At 49.2% G+C, this 17,491-nt stretch carries 11 protein-coding genes and 1 pseudogene; 2 read left to right on the plus strand and 10 right to left on the minus strand.

Translation table 11 applies throughout. From position 1 onward, the window contains the following. Positions 1 to 7 precede the first annotated feature (7 nt). The 8 genes from BUB59_RS07660 to BUB59_RS07695 form a co-directional block, all read right to left on the minus strand. Positions 8 to 868 carry an EamA family transporter gene (locus tag BUB59_RS07660; RefSeq protein WP_073228018.1) on the minus strand — a complete coding sequence of 287 codons (861 nt, stop codon included), beginning with the start codon at positions 866 to 868 and terminating at the stop codon, positions 8 to 10. A gap of 79 nt (positions 869 to 947) precedes the next feature. After that, positions 948 to 3,296 (minus strand): lytic transglycosylase domain-containing protein, encoded by a 2,349-nt coding sequence (locus tag BUB59_RS07665; protein ID WP_073228021.1) that lies wholly within the window; start codon positions 3,294 to 3,296, stop codon positions 948 to 950. 7 nt (positions 3,297 to 3,303) lie between these two features. Further along, entirely contained in the window at positions 3,304 to 5,127 is a 1,824-nt protein-coding gene (ptsP, locus tag BUB59_RS07670) for a phosphoenolpyruvate--protein phosphotransferase (protein ID WP_073228025.1), read from the minus strand. Continuing rightward, a complete protein-coding gene (locus BUB59_RS07675) occupies positions 5,099 to 5,371 on the minus strand; it encodes an HPr family phosphocarrier protein (protein WP_073228028.1) in 273 nt (90 codons plus the stop codon). Before BUB59_RS07675 ends, ptsP begins: the two co-directional genes overlap by 29 nt. Before the next feature lie 8 nt (positions 5,372 to 5,379). After that, complete coding sequence (locus BUB59_RS07680; protein ID WP_073228031.1) at positions 5,380 to 6,300, minus strand: MlaD family protein; 921 nt, start codon at positions 6,298 to 6,300, stop codon at positions 5,380 to 5,382. Between the two features lie 19 nt (positions 6,301 to 6,319). Next, on the minus strand, positions 6,320 to 6,979 hold the full coding sequence (locus BUB59_RS07685) for a TrmH family RNA methyltransferase (protein WP_073228034.1): 660 nt from the start codon (positions 6,977 to 6,979) through the stop codon (positions 6,320 to 6,322). A gap of 21 nt (positions 6,980 to 7,000) precedes the next feature. After that, positions 7,001 to 8,056 (minus strand): hypothetical protein, encoded by a 1,056-nt coding sequence (locus BUB59_RS07690; RefSeq protein ID WP_073228037.1) that lies wholly within the window; start codon positions 8,054 to 8,056, stop codon positions 7,001 to 7,003. A 12-nt stretch (positions 8,057 to 8,068) separates the two neighbouring features. Beyond that, complete coding sequence (locus tag BUB59_RS07695; protein ID WP_073228040.1) at positions 8,069 to 9,580, minus strand: M16 family metallopeptidase; 1,512 nt, start codon at positions 9,578 to 9,580, stop codon at positions 8,069 to 8,071. A gap of 89 nt (positions 9,581 to 9,669) precedes the next feature. Here BUB59_RS07695 and BUB59_RS07700 point away from each other — a divergent pair, with 89 nt between their 5' ends. Together BUB59_RS07700 and BUB59_RS07705 are read left to right on the plus strand one after the other, a co-directional pair. Beyond that, on the plus strand, positions 9,670 to 10,575 hold the full coding sequence (locus BUB59_RS07700; protein WP_073228043.1) for a glutamate--tRNA ligase family protein: 906 nt from the start codon (positions 9,670 to 9,672) through the stop codon (positions 10,573 to 10,575). 123 nt (positions 10,576 to 10,698) lie between these two features. Next, positions 10,699 to 14,739, plus strand: coding sequence for a DUF3320 domain-containing protein (locus BUB59_RS07705; protein ID WP_234979995.1), 4,041 nt, complete (start codon positions 10,699 to 10,701; stop codon positions 14,737 to 14,739). A gap of 83 nt (positions 14,740 to 14,822) precedes the next feature. On the opposite strand, the gene BUB59_RS07710 is transcribed toward BUB59_RS07705, so the two are convergent. After that, entirely contained in the window at positions 14,823 to 15,224 is a 402-nt protein-coding gene (locus BUB59_RS07710) for an SPOR domain-containing protein (protein ID WP_073228050.1), read from the minus strand. A gap of 63 nt (positions 15,225 to 15,287) precedes the next feature. Continuing rightward, positions 15,288 to 17,491 (minus strand): annotated as a pseudogene (locus tag BUB59_RS07715) (hypothetical protein); the annotation flags it as partial.

Below are 17,491 nucleotides of genomic sequence, written 5' to 3' on the forward strand. Positions count from 1 at the left end.
TTATTTCCTACAAGTTGGAGGATTTTTTCCTCTTTTTACCCTTTCTGCGAGGTCTGCGGACCACAAACAGAGCAGACCCAGACAGTACTAAAATCACGGAAATAATTTTACCCAATGGGAATGTTTCCGAGAAAACCACAGCCCCCGCGATAGTGGGAACAGCGGCCCCGACAGCAGCACTGAAGGGAATAATGAAGAGGGCTCGGCCTCTGGAAAAAGAAATCTGGGAATAAAGAAAGGCGATGCCATAGGTAGCGATATAACCTAGTGTTCTAAAGTCCAGCAATAGATTTCCCACAGACGAGAAGGATATATGATCCAGGTCAAAATCCATGGCCAGGCTCTTATAGAACGCGGCAGAAATACCGAAGCCTACGCCCATAATCAGGGAATCTGCAATTTCGCGGTCACGGCCAAACAGGTGAACCAGAAGGGTAATTCCACAAACAACGCCGGCATATATCCAGAGCATGGAAATATTCTGAACGCTAGTCACCCCACCCAGGGATTCCACAGAATAAAGAAGTCCTGCCACCACAAAACAGATGGCCACCACAATGCGGCGGGTCAAAACTTCCTTCAGAATCACAAAGCCCATCAAGGCGGTGAGAACCGGATTCAGCACCATCATGGGTTGCACTTGGCTCAAGTCATAGCGGGCCATAGCAATATAGTACCCTAAGGTTGCAAGACCAGAACAGCCAATTCCCAGCCACCAGTAGCCATTGGATAGAACACCCTTCAGGAACTGCCAGGGGTTGGAAACGCCTCCCGTTTTCTTACCCACGGTGGACACCCCGGATTTTTCCAGGATGTTTCCGCAAGCAAACAGAAACGCAGGACCGATGGTGAGAAGAAGGAAAAGCATTACTAGTTATGAGATATGAATTATGAGTTATGAGTTATGAGTTATGAGATATGAGATATGAGTTCGTAATTCATAATTACTATAGTTCGTCGTAGATTTCCTGATAGATCCAGTAGTTGCCCATGACTCGTTTTACGTAGTCGCGGGTTTCGCGATAGCTGATTTCTTCAGAGCGGATATCCCAAGGCAGGTGGCCGCTTGCGGTCTGCCAACGCTTAGTGGGTTTAGGACCAGCATTGTAATTGCCCAGCACATACATGTAGTCATCCTTATAGGCGGCCTTCAAGTCCACCAGATAGCGGATGCCCAGACGGATATTCATGTAGGGATTGTACAACTGCTTGGGATCGAAGTTTTCCAGATTTTCCTGTTTGGCCAACATCTTGCCGGTAGAAGGCATAATCTGGAGAAGTCCACAGGCACCTGCAGGAGATGCGATTTCAAAATTGAAGATAGATTCCTGACGCATGACGCTATAGACGAAGAAGGGGTCAATGCGACTGCCGGAATGGAACTTCACCTGATCCTTGAAGGGAGTGGGATACAGATAATGCAGCACTCCCAGAGGAGGAGCCAGAAGAAGTCTACGGTCAATGTTTGCCTGGAACTGACGAGCCAAGCGATAGCCAGCAGCCACTTCACCCATTTCGTAGAACAGCAGGCCATATTCATAAAGGAAATCCAGACGTTTGGCGTTCTTCTTGCGGGCCTGATCATACAGGTTGAAAGCATGATCGCTAAAGCCATACAGGAACAAGGTCTTGATGCGGTCATAACGTTCCGGACTGTAGCTGGAATCCGGCTTTCCGGCCTTCTGGGCATCACGAATCCACTTCAGAGTTTCTTCCGCAGACATTTCCGTTCCGTGAGCGAAAGGAACCTGGGTTGAATCCATCAACTTATTTTCAATCAGTTTCATACGGCTACGATGAGCGTAGGAAGACAGAGGGAAATCCTGAATACAATCCAGATAGGCTTCACGAGCCAGGGAATCCTGGCCCAGTTTCATGTAGGCATCCCCCAGGAACATACGGGCGCCGCTGCTGCTCCAGCGGTCATTTTCGTTCATGGCTTCCTTGAACATGTCTACAGCATTCTGCCACTGTTCCATCTTGAAGTAGACAAAGCCTGTACGGAACTTAGCCCAATTACGAAAGCTACTCTTGCCGTAACGCTTATCCGCCAGCTCCTTATAACAGACCAGAGCACTATCAAACTTTTCCACCTGTTCGTAGTCAAAGCCACGACGCCACAGGTTGTCGCCGGTACTCTTGCTGTACTTGCTTACTACCTGGAGCTTGGAATCATAACGCTTAATGACCTTGGCGTACTTGGTAGAGCTTACCGTACGCATGCGCTTGAGGGCGGTTTCAATCCAGTCCTTCTTGGCTTCTACAGAGTCCACCAGGAAGATGTACTGCTTAATGGCATCATCTTCACGGCCTAAATTGCGATAGACAGAAGCACGCTTTTCCCACAGGGCGATACGATCTGCCATCGGGAGGGTGCTGAGGGGAAGCTTGCTCTGGAGGGAATCATCCGGAAGGGCTACGGCGCTTTCGGGATTTTTAGCCAGAAGGTCGGCGTCCATAATCTGGATGGAATCCAGCAGGGAAAGGCAGGCGGATGCTTCTTCCTTACCGCAGGCAATCTTTGCGTAGGCGACCTTTTCGTTTAGAGATTCCGGGGAGACTCTTTCCTGACGCAAGCGTTTGATGGAAGCGAAAGCGGAGTCCTTATATGCGGCGCTGGTAAGCAACTGCATGTAGACGCGCTTGGCTTCCTTCGTCTTCTTGAACTGTTCCATGTACTGGGCGTAACGATACTTGAAGCTTGCAGACTCATCGGTCTTAGGATACTTATCGATGAAAGCCTTCAGGGAATCTGCCTGAGCTTTGTCGCTCAACTTCTTATCGAATGCAACAGAGCGAATTCGGAGCAAGTCCGCCTGGCGAAGCCAAGTGCTGTTCTTTTCCAGGCCTTTGTTCAGGGCCAGGGTTTCCCTCATCTTGGCATAATCACCTACGTTAAACTTGGCAGTTGCCATGCGCAGGATAACGCTTCCATCCAGGAAGGAATCCCTGCCACGAAGAGTATCGTAAGCGGCGTAGGAATTATCCCAGTCCCCCTTATAGTAGAACATGGCGGCAGTTGCAAAGTCGCGAATATTCTTGGACAGGGTCGTATCCTCGCTAGCAGCCTTCACACGATTGTAGCGAACTTCCACATCCTGGAACACCTTGGGATCAATCTGTTCTAATTCCGCAAAAGGATTGCCTTCCACAGGTTTTTCCACGGAAAGAGCCGCCACGGAACTATCCGTCACCACAGCGGGATTTGAAACAGAGGAAGATGAATTTAAAGTCTGAGAAACAGCAAAGACGCCTGCAGAGCAAACGCCTAGTAGGATACAAAGGAAACGAATCATGTTCTTTTTATTTTCCGTTTTTTTCAACTTGACCTACAAAGCTAGAGATGCCAAGATCCATAATCGTCTGTGCATACTTCTTGTGCAAGTAGGCATTCACACTTTCAGCATCATCCATCTGCAACACCGTAAGGGCCGTATCGCGGACATCCTCAAAGTTGATGGAGCGGATGATTTTCTTAGTGGACATGACACTCCAGGGTGTCATGGAAAGTTCGTCAATTCCAAGTCCCACCAGCAGAAGGACACTCATGGGGTCGGCACTCATTTCGCCGCAAACCGCCACAGGAATTCCTTCACGATGTGCAGCCCGCACGGTCTGATAAATCATGCTGAGCACAGCCGGATGATGAGGCTGGAACATATCCGTAATAAGTTCGTTGGTACGGTCCACTGCCAGGGTAAACTGGATCAAGTCATTGGTACCGATGCTGAAGAAGTCCACTTCCTTCGCTAGTTTGTCCACAATCATCACGGCGGAGGGAACTTCAATCATGACGCCCACTTTCACCTTGGCAACTTTCTTGCCGGCGGCTTCCAGTTCTTCGCGGCAACGCTTGATGCAAGCCTTAGCTCTGCGCAATTCCGTCATACTGGAAATCATAGGCAAGAGAATGCGAAGATTTCCCTTAGTATTCGCAAGGAGAAGAGCTGTCAGCTGTTCACAGAACAAGTCTTCCTTGTCTAAACAAACTCGAATGGAACGCCATCCCATAAAGGGATTGGATTCACTAACGGCGTTAATACCGCTGACCAGTTTATCACCACCAGCATCCAAGGTACGGATCACAACCGGACAGGGAGCCATGGTTTCCAGGATGTAGCGATAAGCATCACGCTGTTCATCCTTCGTGGGAGCGTTTTTGCGCAGGAACAAAAATTCAGAACGATACAGACCGATGCCAGATGCACCGAAGTCAGTCACCTTGTCCGCTTCTGCAGGCAATTCAATATTTGCATGAAGGGTGATGTACTTGCCATCACGGGTCATGGGTTCCAGCTGTCGCATGGTAAACAGTTCGCGACGCTGACGTTCAAATACTTCCTGACGTTTATGGAATTCCTGAATATCCTCTTCGTTGGGATTGACGATGACGGTACCATTGGAACCATCCACAATCAGGATATCATTAGGTTTGACCACCGCCGCAGAATTACGCAGGCCAGAAACCAAGGGCAACTGCAGGGAGCGAGCAAGAATAGCGACGTGGCTCGTACGGCCACCGGTATCCATCACCAAGCCACAGACCTGGCCCGGCTTAATGGACATAAGCAAGCTGGGCAAAAGTTCATGTCCAACAAGCACAACACCATCTTCAGCAGCCACATCCTCCAGCACAGGTCCGGAGTCTTCCATGGCAGCCATGAGACGGTTATAAAGATCTCGCAAGTCCGTAGCCTTGTCCCGCATGGCAGCAGAATTGATGGCTTCGAACTTATCGATGTAGGCGCCAAGAACCACATGCACAGCCCAACGGGCGTTCTTATGTTCCCTGCGGATTTTATCCAGGATACCATTGACCAAGCCCGGATCCTGAAGAATCATCAGGTGGGTTGCAAAAATCAGGCTATCCTTAACGCCTGTACGACCTTCGGAGATTTCCTTAATCTGGGCAATCTCTTTTGCGGTCTTGTTAATGGCTTTCAGGAAAACCTGTTCCTCGTCGGGAATACGACTTTCAGGAAGAGTTTCCTCCACCACGGAAACTTCACGGTTAATAACCGGAAAAACCCGGCCCATCGCAAAGCCGGGAGATGCAGGCACGCCTGTTAGAACAGTGCGTACCGGCTTGATCTTATCATCAGCAAGGTTCTTCGTTGAAGTGGTCACCGAACAAGACCTCCAACTGGGAGGCAACGTTTTCTTCGTCCTCACCGTCGATTTCAAACTTCACTTCAGATCCAGCGGGAATCGCAAGCATCATCACATTCAAAATACTCTTGGCATTCGCCTTAGAACCTTCGAATACGATGGAGACATCACTCTGTGCCTGACCGGTAACATCAACAATCATACCGGCAGGGCGCGCGTGAATACCCAATTTATTTGTGACCACCAAAGTTTTAACTATCATCTTTTTCCTCAGAAAATATCAACGTTGACGTCCAGACCATCCTTCAGGATGACGCGGAACAGACTATCAGCAGAGTGGATCGTCTTGACCAGATCGTCATGGAGGGCTCTGTCGTTCAGCAAGATACCAGCGGTGTTATCCTTGGAGTTGATCTTCTTTTGGACATTGGCCAGCAGAACATCCAAATGCTTGGTAACACCATCCAGTTCACCCATCAGCTTATCTGCATTACCCATCAGTTTATCGGTATTTGCAAACATATTATCAATGGGGGGCTTCACGCCGTCAATCAATTCGTTCACCTTCACGGTCACCTGATTCAGGCCATCCAGGCTCTTCTTAATCTGGGGATCAGTGGTGTTCAAGAGTTTCATAGTACGATCTTCAAGAGCTTCCGCCTTTACGAGGAGAGTCTTGAAACGTTCCTGGAATTCAGGATTGGTAATGGTCTGCCCCAAAGCCTGCTTTACGGACTCCAGAAGAACCTTGGTGCTATCGCAAACTTCACCAGCAAGACCCAAGGCTTCTGCAATACCTGCGTCAAACTGGCCATTAATCGTATCACCAGGAGTGAAATACTTGGTAGAATCGCCAAGAATCATACCAATCTGACGTTCGCCCATGATACCAATATTCTGCACTCGGATTTCGGAATCTGTGGGGATCTTTACGTCGGTACGCAAGCGAACCGTCACCACCACGCGGTGGCCAGAAAGTTCAATTTTTTCCACCTTACCCAGTTTTACGCCATTAACCTTGACAGGGTCATCCAAAACAAGGGTGCTGACCTGGGTAAAGCGCAGGTAGAACGTGTTATAAGTTTCTCTAGGATCCTTTTCGTTCAGGAAAAAGATGCCAAAAACCAAAATTACGAGGGCCAGTATAACAACTAGACCAACAGAAAAATAGAGTGCAGAATACTTCTTCATTTGGAATTTAATCTAGTTATTATTCTTCGATTCTTGTAATGGGACTATTGTTTTCAATGCCATTTACGTGACGATCCAGCCAATCATACAGCAGAGCGTCCCTTTCATCCTTCTTCAGGAGGAATTTTTCGCGACCTTCCTTCTGCATGTACACGTCCAGATAGGTCATCAGCACGCCACCAGCCACGGAAACGTTCATGGATTCGGTAATACCGTACTGAGGCAGTTTGAATTCATAGTCGGCATGAGCCAGGGTATCCGGGTGATTGCCATGGAATTCGCTACCCAGGTAGAAAGCAGTAGGCTGACTCAAGTCCAAATCCAGAACGGAATTGGTAGTATTGGTGCTAGCAACAGCAATCTTATAGCCCTTAGCACGAAGCTTTTCCATGCAGAGCATGCGCTTCTTGTACAAATAAAGATTCATCCATTTGTAGGAACCCTTCAGAATGGACTTATTCACGCTATAGGCGTTGTCTTCTTCAATCACATGAACATCCTGCAGACCAAAGCATTCTGCCGTACGGATCACAGCGGAAATATTATGGGGGTCAAACAGATCTTCCAGCACCATGCAAAAATGTCTCGTGCGGCGATCCACCACAGAAGAGAGAAGTTCACGACGGCGGTCCGTAACACGGGCCAGCAGGGATTCCAGACTTTCCTTATTATCGCTCATGTGTATTCCTTGATTCTTTTATTATTCCACAACTTTTAGAGGAGCGGGGGCAGTTTCAATAGCCTTTGCCTTAGCCCGTTCCTTCTTTAACTTTTCAAAGTCACCCAACTTCCAGGGAGCTCCATTCACAACCGTCTCGAAATCCAGAACGTACTGGATATTCTGCTGAGACTTTAGGGCGGCGCTCTTCAGCATGGGTTCCTTGTTGCCGCCAAAATACATACCGGAAGCTTTCTTAATGTCATCCACAATGTGGTCAATCTTGCTATTCACCACGCTCTTGAACACCTTCATCTGCATGATGGAATTGAGTACAGAATTTGCGGGAAACACCACTGCCGTTAGTTTATACTTGATTTGATTTCCCGGGATGGGGTCCATATCCAAAAAAGCAATGGCGGTTCCTGTCAAAGACCACTTTAGGACCTTGGCATGGCCATATCCAAAGAACAAGTCACGCAAACCCAATTTTTGTCCAGCGCTATCCTGCAGAGCCCAGTAGAACTCGCCGGAAAGGCTGCGGCCGTTACTTCCGTTAAAGAATCGACGATCCTTGCTTGCATACTCCAAGGTGTAGTTGGATTCCAAATAAGCATTGATCAGTTCGGCAGTAAAGGGCATGTTATCGAACAGGTAGCTAATGACATGTTCGTTCAAAGGCAAGGTGCCTTCGTTCACATAAACGGCACGATACTGACGACCGAGGCGCGCAAAGATTTCGGGAACACCAGTCACATTCATATCGGTGCTCAGGCCACGATTCTTCACTTCCTTAAACACTCTGCAGAATTCCTCATCATACTTCACCTTTTTCAAGGGAAGCTTATCTGCATCGGTACAGCCAGGTACATCCACCCCAAGGCAAGCCTTCATGCCAGAGCATAGCGGGCGAACATCATCATCACCCACCTTCTTCACCAGGGTATTTCGATCAACCACAGCACCATTCATGGAAGGCTGATCGGGAATAGCCTTGACCACAACGCGAGCCTCGCCTTGCTCTGCGGCAAATACGGAAAATGCACACAGGAGAACGGCACTTGCGGTTTTCAGGACGTTGTTCAGAGCGGACTTCATTAGGTATCCTCCCTAGTTTCTGAATTCAAGGCTATCCAGAGGAATCACCGTGAAAGGTTTCAAGGCATCAAGCTTGGACACCGGAGCCACAATGGAAATGGTCATCTTGCTCTTGTCAAAATACTTGGCAATCATAGCCTTCACCAGTTCCGGAGTCACCGCATTAATTTCCTTCACGTAATCCAAGTAATGGTCCTGGGATTTCCCCAGCAGTTCACCCTTGGCAAAAATAATGGCAGTTGAAGAAGGACTGTCAAACAAGCTGGGCAGGCTTTCAATCAGGGATTTCTTGGCCTGAGCCAGTTCTTCTTCGGAAGGGCCTTCCTTTGCAAGTTTTTCCACTTCCTCATAAATCAGCTTCAGGGCGAAATCCACGGATTCCACCTTAGTCTGCAAGGCTATCGTAACCATGGATGTATCGCGATAGTCGTTGCCAACAGAACTATAAACGCTATAAGCCAAGCCCTCATCGCTGCGGACTCGATTCATAAGACGACTGGTAAAGCTACCACCACCCAGAATGAAACTAGCTACGGCAGCCGGATAATAATCCGGATGGGGACGTTTCACGAAGGGCTGGTTCATGGAGATATTTGCCTGGGTAATATCCTTATCCACCACATAGATTCCAGGCTTACGCAGGAAACTTAGGGGCTTGGGAGCAGGTTTCTCAGCAGCAGGTTCAACCTTCCAGCCAGCAAAGAATTCCTTCAGCATGGCGATGGAGGAATCTCGATCCACATCGCCGGAGAGAGCAAACACAATTCGCTTGGAAGAAAACGTTCCCGCAGCAAGTCGCTTCACGTCTTCTGCAGTCACAGCCTTATATTCATCCCCGTTTGCATCCCAAAGTCTAGGATTATCCTGGTAATTCACCTTGGCTTTCAAGGCAGAAAGAACCTTGGCGGGAGTGTCATAACGACGGTCGTAGGAAGTCACAAAGCCAGCCTTCACAATTTCCAGCTGGTCCTTATCAAAGCCAGGAGCCGTCAGCACCTTGCGGGAAAGATCCAGGAGATTCTTGAAATCCTTGGAAAGACAGTCGATGTCAAACATGGAGCTGAAGGTCCCTGCAGAGGTGCTAATACCTGCGCTAATGAATTCCAGGGAATCGTCCAAGTCATGAGGAGCAATACCGCCACCAGCACCACGGCGCAGCATGGAACTGACCATAGAATTAGCAGCCTCATCCTTCAATACAGAAGGCAAGGAACTTTCCTCAAAATAAACCGTAAAGTTCACCAAGGGCAGAGAACGGTCGCTTGCAATATATCCCGTAATTCCGGGAGCCACTTCCACTCGATAATCCCTGGGATGAGGGGCTACATAAACGAATTCCGGAAACTGGACATCCTTGTAACTGGCAGGAATCGCAGATACGGAATTTTCTGCAGGAGCCACCACAGGGGTTTCAACAGTTTCAGCCGGCTTTGGAGCGTCGGCAACTGGGGCAGGCGCAGAGGAGCAAGACACGAGGAGAGATCCCCATGCCGCCAGGTAGGAAAGAATTCGTAAATTACGCATCACTCTCAAATTAGAAAAAAGAATTAAAGTTCAATTTTAAAGTTTCTATCTTGTGACTCAGAACACGCCCTTTTCAAGTATCCTTCTTTATGGACTTTTCTGGAAAAATACGTTTCGCCCCAAGCCCTACAGGTTACCTCCATGAAGGTCACCTTCTTTCGGCGCTATACGTATGGGCGGCCGCCCGCAAGTGGAATCTCCATATCCACCTGCGCATCGAAGATCATGACCGCGGCCGCACTCGGGAAGCCTACATCCAGGGAATTCGCGAAGACTTGGCCTGGATGGGATTCATCCCCCACAGTGAAAGCATTCAGAGCGAACGGCAGGATATTTACCGCGCCGTCATGGAAAGGCTGGACGCCGCTGGACTTACCTACCCCTGCACCTGCAGCAGAAAACAGCTGGAAGCGGAAAACCCCCGCAGTGAAACAGGCGAAATCATCTATCAGGGCAAATGCCAGGCTCTGGACATCCATCAGGCTTCAGCCCTTCCCCACAACACTCGCTTTAAAGTTACAGACAAACTAATTAACTGGCAGGATTACCGTCTTGGCGCATTCTCCGAGAATCCAGCAAGACAGTGTGGAGACTTCCCCCTGATGGATCGGGAAGGATGCTACACCTACCAGCTATGCGTCTGCACGGACGATCTGGAACAAGGAATCACCCACATCGTCCGCGGGGAAGACATTATCAACTCCACCGCCAGGCAAATCGCCTTGAGCGAAACCCTCTGCCAGGTAGCCTCGGGAATAGGCCATATCCCTAGGGAACACGTTCGTCCCCTCTATCTCCACCACCCCCTCATTGTGGATCCGTCCGGAAAGAAGCTTTCCAAACGTGAGCTAGCGCACAGTATCCGTCAAGACAAGGAAGCGGGCTATCGCCCAGAAGAACTGTTGGGCAGGGTACTTTTCAAGGCGGGATTCATCCCGAAGCAGGATTCTATCGCCCTAGAGGATGCTATTGGAAGAATTGTCAACACTTTATAAGCTTTTGCGGAAATCTTTCTTTCCAAAAAAACTTATATTCAGGTCATGTCCCTAGCGTCATCTTCTGCAACCATTTCAAAGCTACGCCAAGAAGTATTACTTTTTGATTCTAAAGACCGCCTTTTGAATTTTTCATCGAAGGGTGATTTTCAGTCTCCGCTCATTATGGAAGCGGGCGATCTTTTTCTTGAAAAATGGATGCAGTCCAAAGGCCCTCTGCCCCTGGATTCCTTCTTCAAAATCAGCGCTAATTATACCGCCCAGCAGAAGATTGACCAGATTGACGCATTTTCCACAGTCCTTCGTGAAAAGATGGAAGATTTCGGGGAAACCGACTTATACCTGGTACTGGGTTTCTTGAAGTGGGATGGCAACGCCCTCGCCCCTAGCCTTCTCGTTCCTGTGAACGTAGATATTAACAAGAAGACCCTCACCCTCTCCGGCAAAGCCCCCATCGAAAACGTGGTCCTGAGGGAACGTCTTAAGGACGTTCTTCCCAATCCGTTGCCCAAGGCAGACGACGCCATCATCAACGGTCAGTTCAGCATCTTGCTCTACTTCTCTCTGTTTGAAAAGGCTGTCGCCACCGCCCGCAACTGGAAATTCACTCGCCATGGACTTTGCCTCAGTTTCTTCAATACTGGCGATCTCCGTATGCGCCAGTGGTTCGACGAAACTCCCCAGGACAAGAAACTGGATGCCAACCCCAACCTGAACGCCCTCTTTACCCAGGACGGCTTTGACCTTCAGGAATCCATCTTTGAGGATGGGGACATCAACCAGTTGTTCTCTCCGGCGGACTACCATTTCCCCTACGTGACGGACTCCCACACCAGCAAGGTGACCCTGGACGCCCTAAACGAGGAATGCAAGGCTTACGCAATTAACGCACTCCCTGGAACAGCCAAGATGAAAGTTGCCACAAACATTGTGGCAGAAAGCGTTTCCAAGGGTAAGAAAGTCCTTGTTGTGAGCCGTAGGGCCGTAACCGCCAGTACTTTTAAAAACACCTGGAAGCCCCCCTTCAGAACGTTCGCCGATTCTGACCGCATAAAGCTCCAGGAAGACTTAAAGAAATTCCGCCAGGAAATGGTGGAATACTACGAAACCGTCAACAAGCCCATCCAGCCAGCAGGTATCATGCTGAGCGAACTTCTGACGGAATTCGGCAAGGCAAAAGTTTCCAAGCAAAAGATTCCCGAATCCGTATTCCAGGGAATCTCCCAGCTGGACTACCCTACTTACCAGAATCTCAAGGCAGATCTTCTGGAGCTGGTGGACCTCTATTTTGAAAAGAAAGGCTTTGAAGCCCGTCGTGCATTCCAGGACGTACACGTTCCCAGCCTGGACGACAATCAGAAGCTCTCCCTCGCCAATGAACTGACTGCAGCAGCCAGCAAGGTTTCCGAACTGGACGAAATCATCACGCTGATGGAATCCGCAGGTTTATTCCCCACTGGAATTTTCCTCTCTAGCCTAGCGGACCTGCTGAAGCTCATTCAGGAAAACTTTGACCAGGACACCCCCGCCTTTGAAGACTGGGTTCTTCGCTCCAGCAACTGGGACTCCTATAAGGAAACCCTGCTTGCCCTGCCCGAAGCAGGCGACAAGTGGGTTCGCTACCGCAGGCAGACTTCCGATATCTACACCGACAATGCTGTAGACGAGAACATCCTGGCAGCTCGCGAAGAATTTGCAGAATGTCAGAACACCACCCTCAAGGGCCTTTCCGATCGTTATAGAACCTCTCGCAAGACCTTGATGAAGGTCATCCGCAATCCCAAATCCGTGGATTCCGACCTTAGGCTTCTGGACTTGATCGACACGCTTCTGGACCTCCAGGAAAATAAGCGCGCCTATAAGGAAACATCGGTCCTAGGCAATCACCTTCTGGGTAAGGACTGGATGTATGAACGTTCTGACTGGGTCGAACTGAATCGCAAAATCCGTTACGTCTACGACTTCAAGGATAAGATCAAGAACAATCCCAAGATGGAACTGCTCCTACAGATTCTGGAACAGTGGCATCTCTTCAAGGATTTGCAGCCTGAAATCGCAAGATTCTATCAGGCTGTCCTGGACCTGGAAAAATCCATCAAGCAGATATCCAAGGACATGGGTCTTGAAACCTCTCTTGAAAGTCTCAGCATCGAAAAGTGGCTGGACACCATCAGGTCTTGGAGCGAAAACTGGGAAAACCTGGATATCCACCTCCAGCTGACAGCCCTTATCGCAAAACTAGGTAGCTACAATTGCCCGGGCCTCGTCAGTTTCGTCGAGGACACCAACAACGTCTCTAAGGAAGTGGCTCAGGCAGTCATCCATTACTGGACCGGATTCCAGATCCAGCAGGCAACCAAGTCCTGTCCGGACCTGTTCTCCCTGAATCCCAAGGCTCGTGCCAAAAAGTCCAAGACCTATCAATCCCTGCTGGATTCTTTCTGCAATGCAAACTTCAGGGAATTCCAGGCTGCAGTAGAAAATGACCCCAGCCTTCTGACGGTCGTTCATCTAAATGACACCTACCAGCTGGAACACAAACATTTTGACTTGACCATTCTTCTGGATGCAGACTGCATTTCCGCAGTAGAGGCGCTGCCCTCCCTGATTGCATCGGAACGAGTCATCCTTATTGGCGATCCCCAGAGTCCTGCTCTGGAGCAATTGCCCTATGACGCCTACCAGGAAACGGAAAACAAGCACACGGCAATGTTCCACGAAAGCATTCTCGCTTCCGCACTGCGCCGTGGTATTCCTACACGAGAACTGTGGTTCTCCAACAACTACGCCAATCCGGCCCTGGTGGACTTCGCCAACAAGCACATTTACAACAAGGGCATTAAGCAGTTGCCTCTTCCCAATAGGGATGATTTTAAGGGCATCCGTTTCAAGGCCGTGCAGAATAACGTGATGGCAATTGCCCAGGCCGCAGTTCGACATGCGGAACGCAATCCTGGAAAAACTCTTGGCATCATTGCATTCCATCAATCCACCTGTCACGAAATCGAATCCGCCATCAGGGCAATGCTCGTAGCAGATTCCCCTGCGGCAAGATTCTTCGCCCAGCAGAATCAAGATATTCGTTACTACGTGAAGACTCCTGAACGCGCCGTTGATCGCTATCGTGATGTGGTATTCGTCTGTGCCGAAGCAGAAAGCGTAGCCACCATTGCAGGCGATCGTAAGATTTCCACCTGCACGTCTCTTGCAAAGAATGAACAGTTCGTGTTTATCTCCGATGCGGATTTGACAAAGAAGTCCAATTCCAAACACAACTTGTTCTGGGAATGGATTAACTATCTGCAGCAGAAGGATTTCAGCAGCGACTACCATTCCACTCCTGCCGCTTCCGAAATTCGTCCTCAGGCGATTTCCGCCCTGCAGAGCGAAAACATCCAAGTGGAAGAATCCTTCAATCCAGCAGGCATTCCTGTTGGCCCCGTCATTGTGGACGCCAACAACAGCAAGCGATTCCTGGCACTCATTGAAGACGACTGCACTACAGAAAGATTTAGAAGTTCTATCGAAGATAGGGACTACATTAGGCCAACCTTGTTAAAGCAACAAGGCTGGAAAGTCCTTAACCTGTGGCTTCCCTTCTGGTACATGGCTCGCCAGGATGAAGTCGGACACCTGGTCGCCACTCTGGCAATTGAACAGAGTGTCGCACCTCCCCCACCTGATCCCCAGGAAGAAGTCCAGGAAGACGAGGAATTCTTTAACGACGTTTCTTCCGGAAGCAATGTTGTTCCCTACCAGGTCCAACACCCCAAGATTGAAGGAACGCCCCACGACAAGCCTATTGCAGAGCTGCCGGTAGCTGCGCTCATTACGCAGTTGAAGTTCTACGTGGATCACGAGGCACCCATCCATCAGGATGTGCTCATGAGTCGCGTACTGGAACTGCATCATGTAGATCGAGCAGGTCCCATGATTCAGCAAGCTCTTACGGAAGCCATTAACCAAGGCCTCCAGAAGAAGCGCTTTGTGAAGACCGGCTTGTTCTTCTATTCTCTAAAACCAGGAGAATATGTGCCTCGCGATCGATCCGGACGACCGGACTCCGAAAGAAAGCTGGCATATGTGGGACCCGAAGAAAGAGCCCTCATGCCGGACACCATGGACGAGCACGCCCTAAAGCAGGCTCTGGGATTGCTTGAATAAGGGTAAACCCTGCAAACAAAAAAGCGGAGTTTTTAAACTCCGCTTTTTTCGTCCTGTAATTTTGATTTCGTAAGGAAAGAACCTTAGCGAATCTTCACAACAAATGCGTTAATGTTGTAGGCAGACAGCTCACGAGCCTTATCTTCGGCAGCCTTCTTGGAGGACCATCCACCGCCACGAAGCTTGTAGAAAGGAGTATCGAACACCACAGAAATGGTGTAGCCGGTGCTTGCGGCAAGCTGAGCTCTACGACGCTGAGCGGCATCAAAGTCGGCAACCGCTTCGAACTGGAGCATGTAAAGACCGTCGGACTTGGAATCCTTCTTGGTCTTGCTAGCAATGCTCTGGTTGGTGGTAGTATCCCTGAGAGAGGAATTCAGTTCAGGCTTGTATTCCTTACCCTGAAACAGAGAGTCCATATCGGTAGGACCTGCAGCCCATGCAATAGACATGGACATTAAGAAAGCTGCAATAAACTTAAACATGGCTCAAATATAACAAAAAAAATGGCGGGTTAAACCCGCCACTTTTTCAAGTTTGCCTGAAGGTTACTTCTTAGTCGGAGTAGCATCTCTTCTGACACCCCAGACATTGGTCTTGTCCAGGGAGTTCTTCTTACCGAACTTACCCAGCTTGATGTAAGACTGGAGCTTGGTAATGTAAGCGCCGGTAGCAACTTCACGACCCTTTTCAGAACGCATGTTCCAAGCGATGTAGAAGTTACGGCCTGCATCCAAGCAAGACTTGCCTACGCCGAAGACGGTTTCGTCATCGCAGAAAATCTTACCGCTCTGACCAGCAACGTAGCCACCCAGGTTGGTGTAGTATTCCACGTTGAAGAAGAAGTAGATCTTGTGCAGTTCGTTCTTGTTCTTGGAGAAGTAATCGTAGAAACGTTCTTCAGAGTTCACCAGAGCAAACATATCAGACTGAACGAAGTGACCAACCACCTGATTCATAGAGTCTGCTGCATATTCGAAGCTCTTGCTGGTTGCAAACGGAACGACCTGAACCATGGGAACATTTTCACCTGCCGGAGCATTACCGGTATGAGAGAATGCCACTTCCTTCACAGTCACTTCTGCTTCACCGTTGATCTGGACCCAGGGAGAAGGCAGACGAACAGTAGAGTTGTAAGCAGTGGGTGCATTCCAGTTGTAATCAGTCAAATCATTTGCCGGACGAATATCTGCATAGGATTCTGCATGAATATCCGTTACATCCATCCAGTAGACATTGTTATAGTCACCACTGAAGCGAACGTAGTCACCAACGTGGGGAGAAACAGAGTTGTCACCAGTGATATAGTATGCACGAACATTTTCAGAACGGTCCTGCAAAGAAGTTGCAGCTACGTCACTCTTGAAGCGCTGGTCTTCAGTCAAAGAAGTTGCAGAGTTCAAGAAGAACGTGAGGGATGTCGTCAGGAACTGCTGGTTAGCAACCGGTTCAGAGACATTCAGCACCAGCTGGTTCTGAGATTCACTAATGCTGGTCACGCGAGCAGAAATGATCACCGGAGCCATACGATCAGTCAAATCACCATCGAAGCTCTGTGTCACAGGCTTACCCTTATCCATGAACTTTGCCCAGGAGAGAACCTTGCCGGAACCGCCAGTCTTGGGAGTCTTGGAAAGCTTCAGGCCACCCACATCCAAGCGAGCAGTGCAATAGCCGTCTGCATCAGGAGTGCCAACACAGCTCAGCTTATCGCCAGAAACGTAATCATTACAGTACATTTCCTTGTCGGTTTCCTTATTGGAAATACCCAGCTCATAGGGGTTCAGCTTTTCTGCAGAAGTGGAATCCCAGATGAAGCAGAGGAAGGAGGGCAGAGAGTCCTTATGAACCGGACGGTTGTAGTATACGGAAGCGGAGTCGCCGATACCATCCAGATATTCCTGTTGCATGCTATAGTAAGCAGACGGAATGTTCATTTCAGCTTCGGGAACTGCACCGTGAACATCGAAAACGTCCGTCAGCACAGGATAGGGTACCGGGGGTTCGCGGAAGAAGATCGGCTGGTAAACAGCCTTCACACCACCGTTCATCGTTGCAATGACAGAGATGGTTGCCGGACCGCAGTCATCCTTAGGATCGGACGGATTTGCAACGCAGCCTTCTGCATAGTAGCGATATTCCTTCAGAGAGCGAACAGGAACCACGCCCTTACCGCCAGAAACAGCCAGATTTACGCCAGCCTGAGGTTCAATCTTAGCGGAAGTTTCAGAGCCCAGGCTCAATTCGAAGTTGCACTTTTCGCAGAGGTTACCATAGGGGTCCAGAGCGTGAACATACAGATCGGTAAAGCCACCTACATAGATTTCGTCATATTCACCATTTGCATTCTTGGAAGCGCCGGAAATGGACTGTGCTTCATAAGCAGAATCAGTGAAGGCGAGAATCGGCAGGTAGAATTCAATGGTAGCCGGAGTACCGCTAGAGCTAGTGGTCTTGATAGTATAGGTCTTTGTTGCAGATGCTGCGGCAAAGTCCACCGTTGCATAGATAGTATCCACACCAGTTGAGTCAATGGTACGCGGGTCAGAAGGAAGAATCGTTTTCAGTTCGCCCTTTTCATTCTTTGCATACAGAGTCAGGCCATCAGCAGACAGTTTATAACCCACATTAACAGCGTCGTCCGGAGACAGGCTCAGGTCCTTGCCATCGTCAATCAAAGCAGTGACATAGAAGGGAACCAGTTCACCAGCCAGTTCGGACTCGGTATATTCAAACTTCATGCCCTTAATAG

The sequence above is a fragment of the Fibrobacter sp. UWEL genome (genome assembly GCF_900142535.1).
In the GTDB taxonomy this organism is placed as follows: domain Bacteria; phylum Fibrobacterota; class Fibrobacteria; order Fibrobacterales; family Fibrobacteraceae; genus Fibrobacter.

Excerpts from the sequence above, each read along its gene's own strand:
- BUB59_RS07710 (WP_073228050.1), bottom strand. The coding sequence starts at position 15,224 with ATGTTTAAGTTTATTGCAGCTTTCTTAATGTCCATGTCTATTGCATGG.
- BUB59_RS07665 (WP_073228021.1), bottom strand. The coding sequence starts at position 3,296 with ATGATTCGTTTCCTTTGTATCCTACTAGGCGTTTGCTCTGCAGGCGTC.
- BUB59_RS07695 (WP_073228040.1), bottom strand. The coding sequence starts at position 9,580 with ATGCGTAATTTACGAATTCTTTCCTACCTGGCGGCATGGGGATCTCTC.
- BUB59_RS07660 (WP_073228018.1), bottom strand. The coding sequence starts at position 868 with ATGCTTTTCCTTCTTCTCACCATCGGTCCTGCGTTTCTGTTTGCTTGC.
- BUB59_RS07700 (WP_073228043.1), top strand. The coding sequence starts at position 9,670 with ATGGACTTTTCTGGAAAAATACGTTTCGCCCCAAGCCCTACAGGTTAC.
- BUB59_RS07685 (WP_073228034.1), bottom strand. The coding sequence starts at position 6,979 with ATGAGCGATAATAAGGAAAGTCTGGAATCCCTGCTGGCCCGTGTTACG.
- BUB59_RS07680 (WP_073228031.1), bottom strand. The coding sequence starts at position 6,300 with ATGAAGAAGTATTCTGCACTCTATTTTTCTGTTGGTCTAGTTGTTATA.
- BUB59_RS07690 (WP_073228037.1), bottom strand. The coding sequence starts at position 8,056 with ATGAAGTCCGCTCTGAACAACGTCCTGAAAACCGCAAGTGCCGTTCTC.
- BUB59_RS07675 (WP_073228028.1), bottom strand. The coding sequence starts at position 5,371 with ATGATAGTTAAAACTTTGGTGGTCACAAATAAATTGGGTATTCACGCG.